Annotated in this window: 12 protein-coding genes; 11 read left to right on the top strand and 1 reads right to left on the bottom strand. The window is 49.8% G+C overall.

The window, feature by feature from the left end:
- The 11 genes from FEK42_RS23105 to FEK42_RS21160 all read left to right on the top strand — a co-directional run.
- Positions 1-113, top strand: a 113-nt coding sequence (locus tag FEK42_RS23105; protein ID WP_000344822.1) for a hypothetical protein, incomplete at its 5' end; no start/stop codon positions are given.
- A 155-nt stretch (positions 114-268) separates the two neighbouring features.
- Positions 269-1,804, top strand: coding sequence for an acid resistance gamma-aminobutyrate antiporter GadC (gene gadC, locus FEK42_RS21205; RefSeq protein WP_130210471.1), 1,536 nt, complete (start codon positions 269-271; stop codon positions 1,802-1,804).
- 130 nt (positions 1,805-1,934) lie between these two features.
- A complete protein-coding gene (locus tag FEK42_RS21200) occupies positions 1,935-3,254 on the top strand; it encodes a glycoside hydrolase family 10 protein (RefSeq protein WP_138211960.1) in 1,320 nt (439 codons plus the stop codon).
- 349 nt (positions 3,255-3,603) lie between these two features.
- On the top strand, positions 3,604-4,986 hold the full coding sequence (gene dosC, locus FEK42_RS21195) for a diguanylate cyclase DosC (protein ID WP_130210475.1): 1,383 nt from the start codon (positions 3,604-3,606) through the stop codon (positions 4,984-4,986).
- A 24-nt stretch (positions 4,987-5,010) separates the two neighbouring features.
- A complete protein-coding gene (gene dosP / locus FEK42_RS21190; protein ID WP_138211959.1) occupies positions 5,011-7,410 on the top strand; it encodes an oxygen-sensing cyclic-di-GMP phosphodiesterase DosP in 2,400 nt (799 codons plus the stop codon).
- A gap of 257 nt (positions 7,411-7,667) precedes the next feature.
- On the top strand, positions 7,668-8,249 hold the full coding sequence (ddpX, locus tag FEK42_RS21185) for a D-alanyl-D-alanine dipeptidase (protein ID WP_130210479.1): 582 nt from the start codon (positions 7,668-7,670) through the stop codon (positions 8,247-8,249).
- Between the two features lie 13 nt (positions 8,250-8,262).
- Positions 8,263-9,813 (top strand): ABC transporter substrate-binding protein, encoded by a 1,551-nt coding sequence (locus FEK42_RS21180; RefSeq protein WP_130224872.1) that lies wholly within the window; start codon positions 8,263-8,265, stop codon positions 9,811-9,813.
- Between the two features lies 1 nt (position 9,814).
- On the top strand, positions 9,815-10,837 hold the full coding sequence (locus FEK42_RS21175; RefSeq protein WP_130210483.1) for an ABC transporter permease: 1,023 nt from the start codon (positions 9,815-9,817) through the stop codon (positions 10,835-10,837).
- A complete protein-coding gene (gene ddpC, locus FEK42_RS21170; protein ID WP_130210485.1) occupies positions 10,834-11,730 on the top strand; it encodes a D,D-dipeptide ABC transporter permease in 897 nt (298 codons plus the stop codon). Before FEK42_RS21175 ends, ddpC begins: the two co-directional genes overlap by 4 nt.
- Positions 11,727-12,713 (top strand): ABC transporter ATP-binding protein, encoded by a 987-nt coding sequence (locus FEK42_RS21165; protein ID WP_135492636.1) that lies wholly within the window; start codon positions 11,727-11,729, stop codon positions 12,711-12,713. The genes ddpC and FEK42_RS21165 overlap by 4 nt, the downstream gene beginning before the upstream one ends.
- Entirely contained in the window at positions 12,706-13,632 is a 927-nt protein-coding gene (locus tag FEK42_RS21160) for an ABC transporter ATP-binding protein (protein ID WP_138211958.1), read from the top strand. The genes FEK42_RS21165 and FEK42_RS21160 overlap by 8 nt, the downstream gene beginning before the upstream one ends.
- 55 nt (positions 13,633-13,687) lie before the next feature.
- Here the strand turns inward: FEK42_RS21160 and osmC are convergent, their stop codons facing one another.
- Positions 13,688-14,119, bottom strand: coding sequence for a peroxiredoxin OsmC (osmC, locus tag FEK42_RS21155; RefSeq protein ID WP_000152305.1), 432 nt, complete (start codon positions 14,117-14,119; stop codon positions 13,688-13,690).
- Between the last annotated feature and the right edge of the window lie 298 nt (positions 14,120-14,417).

Raw genomic sequence — 14,417 nt, 5'->3', positions numbered from 1 at the left:
AAATGGACTTCGCTGAACTGCTACTGGAAGACTACAAAGCCTCCCTGAAATACCTCAGCGATCACCCGAAACTGCAGGGTATTGCCCAGCAGAACAGCTTTAAACATACCTGATAACGTTTAAGCGGTAACGGTGTCCCGAAACGAACCCGTTTCGGGACAATTTCCGAAGTCTGTTCACTGGCATTAGCAACGGAAAAAATTGTTCTGAAAGCACTTCAGAGCAAAACAGGTGCGGTTCCACAGGACAACCGTTTTAGGGGGATAATATGGCTACATCAGTACAGACAGGTAAAGCTAAGCAGCTAACATTACTCGGGTTCTTCGCCATCACGGCGTCGATGGTAATGGCTGTTTATGAATACCCTACCTTCGCAACATCTGGCTTTTCATTGGTCTTCTTCCTGCTCTTAGGCGGGATTTTATGGTTTATTCCCGTTGGTCTTTGTGCTGCGGAAATGGCTACCGTGGACGGCTGGGAAGAAGGTGGCGTGTTCGCCTGGGTATCAAATACCCTGGGGCCGAAATGGGGATTCGCTGCAATCTCATTTGGCTATCTGCAAATCGCTATTGGCTTTATTCCAATGCTCTATTTCGTGTTAGGGGCGCTGTCCTACATTCTGAAATGGCCAGCACTGAATGAAGAGCCGGTAACGAAAACTATCGCGGCGCTGATTATTCTTTGGGCGCTGGCATTAACTCAGTTTGGCGGTACTAAATATACTGCGCGAATTGCGAAAGTGGGTTTCTTCGCGGGTATTCTACTGCCTGCATTTATTTTGATTGCATTAGCAGCGATTTATCTGCACTCCGGAGCACCGGTTGCTATCGAAATGGATGCCAAAACATTCTTCCCTGATTTCTCGAAAGTTGGCACTTTGGTTGTGTTTGTCGCCTTCATTTTGAGTTATATGGGGGTAGAAGCTTCCGCGACCCACGTCAATGAAATGAGCAACCCCGGGCGCGACTATCCACTGGCAATGTTACTACTGATGGTGGCAGCGATTTGCTTAAGTTCAGTAGGCGGTTTGTCCATTGCGATGGTGATTCCGGGTAATGAAATCAACCTCTCCGCAGGTGTAATGCAAACATTCACCGTGCTGATGTCTCATGTGGCACCGGAAATTGAGTGGACGGTTCGCGTTATCTCTGCCCTGCTGCTGCTGGGTGTTCTGGCGGAAATCGCCTCATGGATTGTTGGCCCTTCTCGTGGGATGTATGTCACCGCGCAGAAAAATCTACTGCCCGCCGCGTTCGCTAAAATGAACAAAAATGGTGTGCCGGTAACTCTGGTAATTTCCCAGCTGGTGATTACCTCTATCGCGTTGATCATCCTCACCAACACCGGTGGTGGTAACAACATGTCCTTCCTGATCGCACTGGCGCTGACGGTGGTGATTTATTTGTGTGCTTATTTCATGTTGTTTATTGGCTACATTGTGTTGGTTCTTAAACATCCTGACTTAAAACGCACATTTAATATCCCTGGTGGTAAAGGGGTGAAACTGGTCGTGGCTATTGTCGGTCTGCTGACTTCAATTATGGCGTTTATTGTTTCCTTCCTGCCGCCGGATAACATCCAGGGTGACTCTACCGATATGTATGTCGAATTACTGGTCGTTAGTTTCCTGGTGGTTCTTGCCCTGCCCTTTATTCTCTATGCCATTCATGACCGTAAAGGCAAAGCGAATACAGGTGTTACACTGGAGCCAATTAACAGCCAGAACGCGCCGAAAGGTCACTTCTTCCTGCATCCACGTGCTCGTTCACCGCACTATATTGTGATGAACGATAAGAAACACTAACCGTGTCTGAGTGGTAATAACACAAGGGAGCGAAAATTAATCGCTCCCTTTTGCGTACTTATTGCCGTATTGACTTGCCCCAGATAAGTACGAGAATAAGCGCACATCTGTTTACCGGAAATAAGCATATATGGATATCTGCTCCCGAACTGTGAAATCCGCGATTAAAAGGCCAGCGGCACTGGTTGCACTGGCTCTTTTACTGTGTAGTTGTAAAAGCACGCCTCCAGATTCAATGACGACACCACCAGCAGGCTCAAAACCACCAGCGACCGTACAACAATCGTCGCAACCTATGCGCGGTATCTGGTTGGCCACGGTGTCCCGCCTCGACTGGCCTCCCGTCTCCTCGGTTAACATCAGCAACCCCACCAGCCGGGTTCGCGTGCAACAGCAGGCGATGATCGACAAACTGGAAAACTTGCAACGACTGGGAATTAACACGGTCTTTTTCCAGGTGAAGCCCGACGGCACAGCCCTTTGGCCGTCGAAGATTTTGCCATGGTCCGATCTAATGACCGGCAAAATTGGTGAATATCCTGGTTACGATCCGCTGCAATTTATTCTCGACGAAGCCCATAAGCGTGGGATGAAAGTACATGCCTGGTTTAATCCCTACCGCGTGTCGGTTAATACGAAGCCCGGAACTATCAGGGAACTGAATAGCACCCTGTCTCAACAACCGGCCAGTGTCTATGTTCAACATCGCGACTGGATCAGGACGTCAGGTGACCGTTTTGTTCTCGACCCAGGGATCCCTGAAGTTCAGGACTGGATCACATCGATAGTTGCTGAAGTGGTTTCTCGTTATCCGGTAGATGGCGTGCAGTTTGACGACTATTTTTATACTGAATCGCCGGATTCACGGCTTAACGATAACGAGACATACCGCAAATACGGTGGTGCATTTGCGTCAAAAGCCGACTGGCGGCGCAACAATACCCAGCAGTTAATTGCTAAGGTGTCGCACACCATTAAAAGCATTAAGCCGGAAGTCGAATTTGGTGTAAGCCCTGCGGGCGTCTGGCGCAATCGCTCACACGATCCGCTCGGTTCTGATACGCGCGGGGCCTCAGCTTATGATGAATCCTACGCAGACACTCGTCGTTGGGTCGAACAAGGCTTACTGGATTATATAGCCCCGCAAATTTACTGGCCGTTCTCGCGTAGCGCCGCGCGGTATGACGTGCTGGCAAAATGGTGGGCAGATGTCGTCAAACCAACCAAAACCCGTCTTTATATTGGTATCGCCTTCTATAAAGTCGGCGAACCTTCAAAGATAGAGCCAGACTGGATGGTTAACGGCGGCGTGCCAGAACTGAAAAAGCAGCTCGATCTTAACGACGCCGTGCCAGAAATTAGCGGCACGATTTTGTTCCGCGAAGACTATCTGAACAAACCGCAAACTCAACAGGCAGTTAGCTATCTGCAAAGCCGCTGGGGAAGCTAAACACCCTTTCTTACTTTGTGACACTGCCGGTGCTTTAAACACCGGCTTGTCATCAACAAAACACTCTCAACTTATAATCAAATCAACTTAAGTCGAATTGTTATAATTCCCCTGATAAAAACGTATGAATATGAAAAACCATACGATATTAACCATCACCGAAAAATAATTACGATAGGCTATACTCTTCAGAAGACCAGTAGCGTAGATTAAAACTGTCATAAGTCACTTATTTCGTTTCAGTATATCTTCATATTTCAGGAGAATATGGTGCCATAACCCTGTCCAAACGAGTTGCGTTTCGTTTTTCAATTCCGTCTGCCTTTCCAGCCGTATAAGGGTATGAATTATGGAGATGTATTTTAAAAGAATGAAAGATGAGTGGACCGGATTAGTTGCCCAGGTCGACCCCCTCATTCGTAACAAAGCGGCAGAAATTGCCGTAACGCATGCTCATTACTTAAGTGTTGAGTTTTATCGAATTGTACGCACTGACCCGCATGCCGAAGAGTTTTTGAGTAACGAACAGGTCGAAAGGCAACTTAAAAGTGCGATGGAAACGTGGATTATCAATGTGCTCTCTGCGCAAACGGACGATGTTGAAAGACTTATACAAATCCAACATACCGTAGCCGAAGTCCATGCTCGTATTGGCATTCCGGTAGAAATTGTCGAGATGGGTTTTCGCGTGCTGAAAAAAATCCTCTACCCGGTAATATTTTCCTCTGATTATTCACCTTCTGAAAAACTTCAGGTTTATCACTTTTCGATTAACAGTATCGACATAGCTATGGAAGTGATGACCAGAGCATTTACCTTTAGCGACAGTAGCGCGGCTAAAGAAGACGAGAACTATCGTATCTTCTCATTACTGGAAAACGCCGAAGAAGAAAAAGAACGACAAATAGCCTCATTACTTTCATGGGAAATAGATATTATTTATAAAGTCTTGTTGGATTCTGATTTAGGCAGCAGCTTACCGTTAAGTCAGGCTGATTTTGGCCTGTGGTTTAACCATAAAGGTCGCCATTATTTTAGTGGCATTGCTGAAGTTGGTCATATCTCTCGCCTTATTCAGGATTTCGACGGGGTTTTTCATCAGACAATGCTCAATGCCAAAAATTTGAGTAACAAAAGTCTGCGCGTGAAGTTTTTATTACAGATACGAAATACCGTATCGCAAATTATCACCTTACTGCGTGAACTCTTTGAAGAAGTCTCGCGTCATGAAGTAGGTATGGATGTACTGACGAAATTACTTAACCGCCGTTTCTTGCCGACTATCTTCAAACGTGAAATTGCCCATGCCAATCGGGCCGGTACACCATTGTCTGTTCTGATCATCGATGTAGATAAATTCAAAGAGATCAACGATACATGGGGACATAACACAGGCGATGAGATTTTACGTAAGGTCTCACAGGCGTTTTACGACAACGTACGTAGCAGTGACTATGTTTTTCGCTACGGTGGCGATGAATTTATCATAGTGCTGACTGAAGCTTCAGAAAATGACACTTTGCGTACCGCAGAGCGGATCCGCAGCCGGGTGGAAAAAACCAAACTGAAAGCCGCAAATGGCGAAGACATCACCCTTTCTTTGTCCATTGGCGCTGCCATGTTTAATGGGCATCCTGATTATGAACGCTTAATTCAAATAGCCGATGAAGCTCTGTATATCGCGAAAAGACGAGGTAGAAACCGTGTTGAACTCTGGAAAGCCAGTCTTTAGATGCTCCCGGATGCAGAGGTAATCATGAAGCTAACCGATGCAGAAAATGCCGCCGACGGCATTTTTTTTCCCGCCCTTGAGCAAAATATGATGGGCGCGGTGTTAATTAACGAAAATGACGAAGTAATGTTTTTTAATCCTGCGGCGGAGAAGCTCTGGGGGTATAAGCGCGAAGAAGTGATAGGCAATAACATTGATATGCTGATTCCCCATAATTTGCGCCCTGCGCATCCAGAATATATTCGCCATAACCGCGAAGGCGGTAAAGCGCGGGTCGAAGGTATGAGCCGGGAATTGCAGCTGGAGAAAAAAGACGGCAGTAAAATCTGGACCCGTTTCGCGCTATCCAAAGTCACTGCCGAAGGGAAAATTTATTACCTGGCGCTGGTACGTGATGCCAGCGTAGAAATGGCACAGAAAGAACAGACCCGGCAGTTAATTATTGCCGTTGACCATCTCGACCGCCCGGTCATTGTGCTGGACCCGGAACGCCATATCGTGCAGTGCAATCGCGCGTTTACTGAAATGTTTGGTTACTGCATCAGCGAAGCCAGCGGTATGCAGCCCGATACTTTGCTTAACATCCCTGAATACCCGGCAGATAATCGTATTCGCTTACAGCAACTGCTATGGAAAACAGCGCGTGATCAGGATGAATTTCTGTTGTTAACGCGCACGGGGGAAAAAATCTGGATTAAAGCTTCCATTAGCCCAGTTTATGATGTGCTGGCTAATCTGCAAAACCTGGTGATGACCTTCTCCGATATCACCGAAGAACGACAAATTCGTGAGCTTGAAGGCAATATTCTCGCCGCGATGTGTAGCAGCCCGCCATTTCATGAAATGGGCGAAATCATCTGCCGGAATATTGAATCCATTCTTCATGAATCCCATGTGTCGTTGTATGCATTGCGTAATGGTATGCCGGTGCATTGGGCGTCGTCCTCTCATGGGACGGAAGTAAAGAATGCGCAAAGCTGGTCAGTCACCATTCGCCAGCGCGATGGCGCACCTGCCGGGATTCTGAAAATCAAAACAGCGTCCGGGGCGGTAACCAGCGCGTTTATCGAACGAGTGGCGGATATCAGCCAGCATATGGCCGCCCTGGCGCTGGAACAGGAAAAAAGTCGCCAGCATATCGAGCAGCTCATTCAGTTTGATCCGATGACCGGTTTGCCAAACCGCAATAACCTGCACAATTATCTCGATGGCCTGGTAGAAAATGCCGTCTCTCCGGTGGTGTATCTTATTGGCATTGACCATATTCAGGATGTCATCGACAGTCTGGGCTATGCGTGGGCCGATCAGGCATTGCTGGAAGTGGTCAATCGCTTTCGCGAAAAGATCAAACCTGACCAGTATCTCTGTCGTATTGAAGGTACACAGTTTGTCCTCATCAGCCCGGAAAACGACGTCAGTATCATTACCCAAATAGCTGATGAACTTCGTAACGTCGTCAATAAACCGGTCATGATTGACGATAAACCATTCCCGCTAACTTTAAGCATTGGTATCAGTTACGACATTGGTAAAAACCGGGACTACCTACTTTCGACTGCCCACAATGCGATGGATTTTATTCGCAAAAACGGCGGTAACGGCTGGCAATTCTTTAGCCCGATAATGAACGAAATGGTGAAAGAGCGTCTGATTCTCGGTGCGGCGCTGAAAGAAGCTATCAGCAACAACAAACTAAAACTGGTTTATCAGCCGCAGATCTTTGCGGAAACCGGTGAGCTGTATGGTATCGAAGCCCTCGCTCGCTGGTATGACCCACAGCATGGTCATGTTCCTCCTTCACGATTTATCCCACTTGCTGAAGAGATTGGCGAAATCGAAAACATTGGTCGCTGGGTTATTGCTGAAGCCTGCCGCCAGCTAGCAGAATGGCGTAGCCAGAATATTCATATCCCGGCGCTTTCCGTTAACTTGTCTGCGCTGCACTTTCGCAGCAATCAGCTACCCAATCAGGTGTCTGATGCAATGCAAGCCTGGGGTATTGACGGCCACCAGCTGACGGTGGAAATCACGGAAAGCATGATGATGGAACACGATACCGAAATCTTTAAGCGCATACAGATCCTGCGCGATATGGGCGTAGGTTTATCTGTCGATGATTTCGGCACTGGCTTTTCTGGTTTATCCCGTTTAGTCAGTCTTCCGGTAACGGAAATCAAAATTGACAAAAGCTTTGTCGATCGTTGTTTGACCGAAAAACGCATCCGAGCCTTACTTGAAGCCATTACCAGCATTGGGCAAAGCCTCAATTTAACCGTCGTGGCGGAAGGCGTCGAAACCAAAGAACAATTTGAGATGCTACGCAAGATCCACTGTCGCGTTATTCAGGGATATTTCTTTTCCCGCCCCCTGCCCGCCGAAGAAATTCCAGGCTGGATGAGCAGCGTGTTACCGCTGAAAATCTGACAATTTTCTCTCGCCCGCACTCGCGGGGTTTAATTTGACGTGACACTGTCACTTAAATACTGTGATTTCCGCTACGATTCCTGGAGATTCCTCCTTTAAGTCCCCCTCTTGCACCAAAACTGCACTACGCTGCACAAATGTTGATCAAAAGTTAAAAAATATAACTTTAAGCCAGCATTATGGCGCTTATCCCGGCATGGCATGAGATCTGCATAAGCGGAAAGCGCAGCAATTTTTGTCTTATACAGGAACCGTTTATGTCGGATACCACCGAGCTGGTTGATTTAGCCGTTATCTTCCCTGAGCTGGAGATCGATTTGAAATACGCCTGTAGCGATAACATCACAGGCAAGCCGATTTATCAGCAAGCGCGTTGCCTGTTACACAAGGATGCGATTACCGCGCTGGCGAAAAGCATCAGTATCGCCCAACTGTCAGGCTTACAACTGGTGATTTACGACGCGTATCGCCCACAACAAGCACAGGCAATGTTGTGGCAAGCCTGCCCTGACCCGCAATATGTCGTTGATGTGGCCGTAGGCTCCAATCACAGCCGTGGCACGGCAATTGACCTGACGCTTCGTGATGAGCATGGTTTCATTCTGGATATGGGGGCCGGATTCGATGAAATGCACGAGCGCTCCCATGCCTGGCACCCTTCCGTACCGCCCGCAGCCCAGCGTAATCGCCTGTTGCTGAATGCGATTATGACTGGCGGTGGCTTTATTGGTATCTCCAGCGAATGGTGGCACTTCGAATTACCGCAGGCTGCAAGTTACCCGCTGCTCGCTGACCAGTTCGCCTGTTTTGCATCTCCTACTACACAGCACGCTAGTTAATCAGGAAACTGTCATGAAAAGATCGATATCATTTCGCCCTACACTGATCGCAATCGTCCTTGCCGCCACACTGCCGGTTGCTCACGCCGCCGTACCAAAAGATATGCTGGTGATTGGTAAGGCCGCCGACCCACAAACCCTCGACCCGGCGGTGACGATTGATAATAACGACTGGACCGTAACCTACCCATCTTATCAGCGACTGATACAGTACAAAACGGACGGTGATAAAGGCTCAACCGACGTTGAAGGCGATCTGGCAAGTAGCTGGAAAGCGTCTGATAATCAAAAAGAGTGGACGTTCACCCTGAAGGACAACGCTAAATTTGCCGATGGCACGCCGGTCACTGCCGAAGCTGTAAAACTCTCTTTTGAGCGGTTGCTGAAAATCGGCCAGGGGCCAGCGGAAGCATTTCCCAAAGATTTAAAAATTGACGCTCCTGACGAACATACGGTGAAGTTTACCCTTAGCCAACCATTCGCACCGTTCCTGTACACCCTGGCGAATGACGGTGCATCCATTATCAATCCGGCGGTCTTAAAGGAACACGCTGCGGATGATGCCCGCGGTTTCCTCGCGCAAAACACCGCCGGTTCCGGACCGTTTATGCTGAAAAGCTGGCAAAAAGGTCAGCAATTAGTTCTGGTGCCAAATCCGCATTACCCCGGCAATAAACCGAACTTCAAACGGGTATCGGTAAAAATTATTGGGGAAAGTGCCTCCCGCCGCCTGCAGCTCTCCCGTGGCGATATTGACATCGCCGATGCGCTGCCCGTGGATCAACTCAACGCACTGAAACAGGAAAATAAAGTCAACGTGGCGGAATATCCGTCACTGCGCGTCACCTATCTGTATCTGAATAACAGCAAAGCGCCACTTAACCAGGCGGATCTGCGTCGGGCCATTTCCTGGTCTACCGATTATCAGGGCATGGTTAACGGCATTCTTAGTGGTAACGGGAAACAAATGCGCGGCCCGATTCCCGAAGGCATGTGGGGATACGATGCGACGGCAATGCAATATAGCCATGACGAAACGAAAGCCAAAGCCGAATGGGATAAAGTAGCGAGCAAACCCACCAGCCTGACGTTTCTCTATTCCGATAACGACCCGAACTGGGAACCGATCGCCCTGGCGACACAATCCAGTCTCAACAAGCTGGGCATCAATGTGAAGCTGGAAAAACTGGCAAACGCCACCATGCGCGACAGAGTGGGTAAAGGTGATTACGACATTGCGATTGGCAACTGGAGTCCGGATTTTGCCGACCCGTATATGTTTATGAATTACTGGTTTGAGTCAGACAAAAAAGGTCTGCCGGGTAACCGCTCGTTCTATGAAAACAGCGAGGTCGATAAGTTACTGCGCAATGCACTCGCGACCACCGACCAGATGCAGCGTACCCGGGACTACCAGCAGGCACAGAAAATCGTCATTGATGACGCTGCTTATGTGTATCTGTTCCAGAAAAACTACCAACTGGCGATGAACAAAGAAGTGAAAGGCTTCGTGTTTAATCCCATGCTGGAACAGGTCTTCAATATCAATACCATGAGTAAATAACGTGACCTTCTGGAGTATTTTACGCCAACGCTGCTGGGGGCTGGTGCTCGTGGTGGCGGGCGTCTGCGTGATTACGTTTATTATCTCGCACCTGATCCCCGGCGATCCGGCGCGGTTGCTGGCAGGCGACCGGGCCAGCGATGCTATCGTGGAAAATATTCGCCAACAACTGGGGCTCGACCAGCCGCTATACGTGCAGTTTTACCGCTACGTCAGCGATCTGTTTCATGGTGACCTGGGAACATCCATTCGTACCGGGCGTCCGGTGCTGGAAGAGTTGCGCATATTTTTCCCGGCGACGCTGGAACTGGCAGTTTGCGCCCTGCTGCTGGCACTCCTGATTGGCATCCCGCTGGGCATACTCTCTGCCGTCTGGCGAAATCGCTGGTTGGATCATCTGGTGCGACTAATGGCTATTACCGGAATCTCCACACCTGCGTTCTGGCTTGGGCTGGGCGTCATTGTGCTGTTTTATGGTCATCTGCAAATTCTTCCAGGTGGCGGAAGGCTTGATGACTGGCTGGATCCGCCAACACATGTAACCGGCTTTTATCTGCTCGATGCGCTGCTTGAAGGAAACGGTGAAGTCTTCTTCAATGCGCTGCAACATCTCATCTTACCGGCGTTAACCCTGGCGTTCGTTCACCTGGGAATTGTCGCCCGACAAATTCGCTCGGCGATGCTGGAACAATTGAGTGAAGACTACATTCGTACCGCCCGGGCCAGCGGCTTGCCCGGCTGGTATATCGTTTTATGTTATGCGCTACCCAATGCGTTGATCCCCTCGATTACCGTTTTGGGGCTGGCGCTGGGTGATTTGCTGTATGGCGCCGTGCTCACCGAAACCGTTTTTGCCTGGCCCGGAATGGGCGCCTGGGTAGTGACATCAATACAGGCGCTCGACTTCCCGGCTGTGATGGGCTTTGCGGTCGTGGTTTCGTTTGCTTATGTGCTGGTGAACCTGGTGGTGGATTTGCTCTATTTGTGGATTGATCCGCGTATCGGACGCGGAGGTGATGAATGATGCTAAGCGAGGAAACACCCGTAGTACGTCCGCAAAAACGAACGAGATTTAACCTTGCAAAACTGTTATGGATGCTGAAAGGCAGTCCGCTTACCGTGACCGGCGCAGTCATCATTGTATTAGTGTTACTGATGATGGTTTTATCACCATGGCTGGCGACGCATGATCCCAACGCCATTGATTTAACTACCCGCCTTTTGCCGCCTTCTGCGGCGCACTGGTTTGGCACCGATGAAGTGGGACGCGATCTGTTTAGCCGCGTACTGGTCGGTAGCCAGCAATCTGTTCTCGCCGGATTAGTGGTGGTCGCTATTGCTGGCATTATTGGTTCGCTGCTCGGCTGTCTTTCAGGCGTGCTGGGCGGGCGCGCAGACGCCATCATCATGCGCATTATGGACATTATGCTGTCGATTCCTTCGCTGGTACTGACGATGGCGCTGGCTGCCGCTCTCGGGCCGAGTTTGTTTAACGCCATGCTGGCGATTGCTATTGTGCGTATCCCGTTTTATGTACGCCTGGCGCGGGGGCAAACATTAGTTGTCCGCCAGTACACTTACGTTCAGGCGGCGAAAACCTTTGGCGCGTCACGCTGGCATCTGATCAACTGGCATATTTTACGTAACTCCCTGCCGCCGCTGATTGTGCAGGCATCGCTGGATATTGGTAGCGCGATTTTAATGGCCGCCACGTTGGGATTTATTGGTCTGGGTGCTCAACAACCGAGTGCTGAATGGGGCGCGATGGTGGCGAATGGTCGCAACTATGTACTCGATCAGTGGTGGTATTGTGCATTTCCGGGGGCAGCGATTTTGATTACTGCCGTCGGGTTTAATCTCTTTGGCGATGGTATTCGCGATCTGCTTGACCCGAAAGCAGGAGGAAAGCAGTCATGACCCAACCCGTTCTGGATATTCAACAACTGCATCTGAGTTTCCCCGGTTTTAACGGCGACGTTCACGCGCTCAACAATGTGTCATTGCAAATCAACCGCGGGGAGATTGTCGGTCTGGTGGGAGAATCCGGCTCAGGTAAATCAGTCACCGCAATGCTGATCATGCGCCTGCTACCGAAAGGAAGTTATCGCGTGCATCAAGGCCAGATTTTACTGCTGGGAGAAGATGTTCTTAACGCTGGGGAAAAACAGCTTCGTCAGTGGCGTGGTTCTCGGGTAGCGATGATTTTTCAGGAACCGATGACCGCCCTCAATCCGACACGTCGAATAGGTCTTCAGATGATGGACGTGATCCGTCATCATCAACCATTAAGTCGTCGGGAAGCCAGAACTAAAGCGATTGCTTTGCTGGAAGAGATGCAAATCCCGGATGCGGCAGAAGTGATGTCGCGCTATCCGTTTGAACTTTCAGGTGGTATGCGCCAGCGGGTAATGATTGCGCTGGCATTCTCCTGCGAGCCGCAATTGATTATTGCCGACGAACCGACCACGGCGCTGGACGTCACTGTACAGTTGCAGGTATTGCGCCTGCTTAAACATAAAGCCCGCGCCAGCGGAACTGCGGTGCTGTTCATTAGCCATGATATGGCCGTGGTGTCGCAACTGTGCGATAGCGTCTATGTAATGTATGCCGGAAGCGTAATTGAAAGCGGCGTGACGGCAGACGTTATCCATCTTCCCCGGCATCCGTATGCCATTGGTTTGCTGCAATGCGCACCGGAACATGGAATACCGCGTCAGCCCTTACCCGCCATCCCAGGGACGGTGCCAAATCTCACCCGTTTGCCTGACGGCTGTGCTTTTCGCGATCGTTGCTATGCGGCAGGTGCACAGTGTGAAAACGTCCCGGCGCTGACAGCGTGTGGTGACAACAACCACCGCTGCGCCTGTTGGTATCCGCAGCAGGAGGTCATCAGTGTCTGACACGTTATTAACGTTACGCGACGTCCATGTCGATTTCCCTGCCCGCAAAAACTGGCTTGGCAGAACTACCGAGTTTGTTCATGCCATTAATGGCATAGACTTGCAGATCCGCCGTGGTGAAACCTTAGGGATCGTCGGAGAATCCGGCTGTGGCAAAAGTACCCTTGCGCAGTTGCTGATGGGTATGCTGCAACCGAGTCACGGGCAGTGCACTCGTTCAGGATCACAGCGCAAAATGCAGATGGTATTTCAGGACCCGCTCTCTTCTCTCAATCCTCGCTTACCGGTGTGGCGCATCATCACGGAACCGGTATGGATTGCAAACCGCGGTAGTGAGCTACAGCGGCGGGCGCTGGCAGAGGAACTGGCTGTACAGGTGGGGATTCGACCGGAGTATCTCGACCGCCTGCCTCATGCGTTCTCCGGCGGGCAGCGACAACGCATCGCCATTGCCAGAGCACTCTCTTCGCAACCGGATGTGATGGTGCTTGATGAACCCACCTCGGCGCTGGATATCTCCGTGCAGGCGCAGATCCTCAATTTGCTGGTAGCGCTACAGGAAAATCGCGGGCTGACCTATGTGCTGATTTCACACAATGTCTCAGTGATTCGTCATATGAGCGATCGGGTGGCGGTGATGTATCTCGGGCAGATTGTGGAACTAGGGGACGCGCAACAGGTGCTCTCTACTCCGGCACATCCATACACCCGATTATTGCTGGATTCCCTCCCCGCCATTGATAAACCGCTGGAGGAAGAATGGGCATTGCGTAAAACAGAACTACCAGGAAACCGCACGCTGCCACAGGGCTGTTTTTTCCGCGAACGCTGCCCTTTGGCAACCAGTGGATGTGAAGTCCGGCAATCATTAACGACGCGGGCTGACGGACGTGAGATCAGGTGCTGGCGGGCGCTGTAGAGATGCTAACAACGCATCAGGCAATCACGCGCCTGACGCGTCATCCGGCAACGCTTTACGATTTCAACTGATAATCCAGCGTAATTTCCGCTTTCAGTACCTGTGAAACCGGGCATCCTGCTTTTGCTTTCTGGATAATGCCGTCAAAGGTGGACGCATCGATACCCGGCACGGCAACTTCGCTCTTCAGTGCGATTTTAGTAATCGCAAAACCAGCATCCACTTTATCCAGCGACACATCGGCGGTGGTATCAATCGATGTTGGCGTGAATCCCGCTTCCCCCAGCATCAGCGAAAGCGCCATTGAGAAACATGCGGCATGCGCTGCGCCAATCAGTTCTTCAGGGTTGGTTCCTTTTTCGCCTTCAAAGCGCGTGTTAAATCCATACGGCTGTTGGTTCAGCACGCCGCTCTCAGTGGATACTGTTCCTTTCCCGCGTTTGATATCGCCTTCCCAGTGTGCCTGACCTTTCTTATGGATTGTCATTCTTGCTCTCCTGTGGGCTTAAAAAGGAAATTATAGACTACGTGAGAATCAGCACGAGGATAAGCAGGATATTCCGAATAAAATCAGGCGAAAATATTTCTCCTGCACTTAAATTAAACGCCCACAATAGATAACCGGAAATATATAACCCAAGAGATATTACCTCAATATAAATCAACTCATTAAAATAACAATCCCCATCAATATCATGCAGTTAAAATATAAAAATCATCAACCAGGACTAATCTTAACAACGAAGCGGTAAATATTTGTCATGCTGAATGTGCTTTATAAATCT

This window comes from Escherichia sp. E2748, from assembly GCF_005781125.1.
GTDB lineage: Bacteria > Pseudomonadota > Gammaproteobacteria > Enterobacterales > Enterobacteriaceae > Escherichia.
This window is presented reverse-complemented; position numbering and strand designations above follow the sequence as displayed.

Bases quoted from the DNA above. Each gene is read 5' to 3' on its own strand.
- FEK42_RS21180 (WP_130224872.1), top strand. From the start codon at position 8,263: ATGAAAAGATCGATATCATTTCGCCCTACACTGATCGCAATCGTCCTT.
- FEK42_RS21200 (WP_138211960.1), top strand. From the start codon at position 1,935: ATGGATATCTGCTCCCGAACTGTGAAATCCGCGATTAAAAGGCCAGCG.
- ddpX (WP_130210479.1), top strand. From the start codon at position 7,668: ATGTCGGATACCACCGAGCTGGTTGATTTAGCCGTTATCTTCCCTGAG.
- osmC (WP_000152305.1), bottom strand. From the start codon at position 14,119: ATGACAATCCATAAGAAAGGTCAGGCACACTGGGAAGGCGATATCAAA.
- dosC (WP_130210475.1), top strand. From the start codon at position 3,604: ATGGAGATGTATTTTAAAAGAATGAAAGATGAGTGGACCGGATTAGTT.
- dosP (WP_138211959.1), top strand. From the start codon at position 5,011: ATGAAGCTAACCGATGCAGAAAATGCCGCCGACGGCATTTTTTTTCCC.
- ddpC (WP_130210485.1), top strand. From the start codon at position 10,834: ATGATGCTAAGCGAGGAAACACCCGTAGTACGTCCGCAAAAACGAACG.
- FEK42_RS21165 (WP_135492636.1), top strand. From the start codon at position 11,727: ATGACCCAACCCGTTCTGGATATTCAACAACTGCATCTGAGTTTCCCC.
- gadC (WP_130210471.1), top strand. From the start codon at position 269: ATGGCTACATCAGTACAGACAGGTAAAGCTAAGCAGCTAACATTACTC.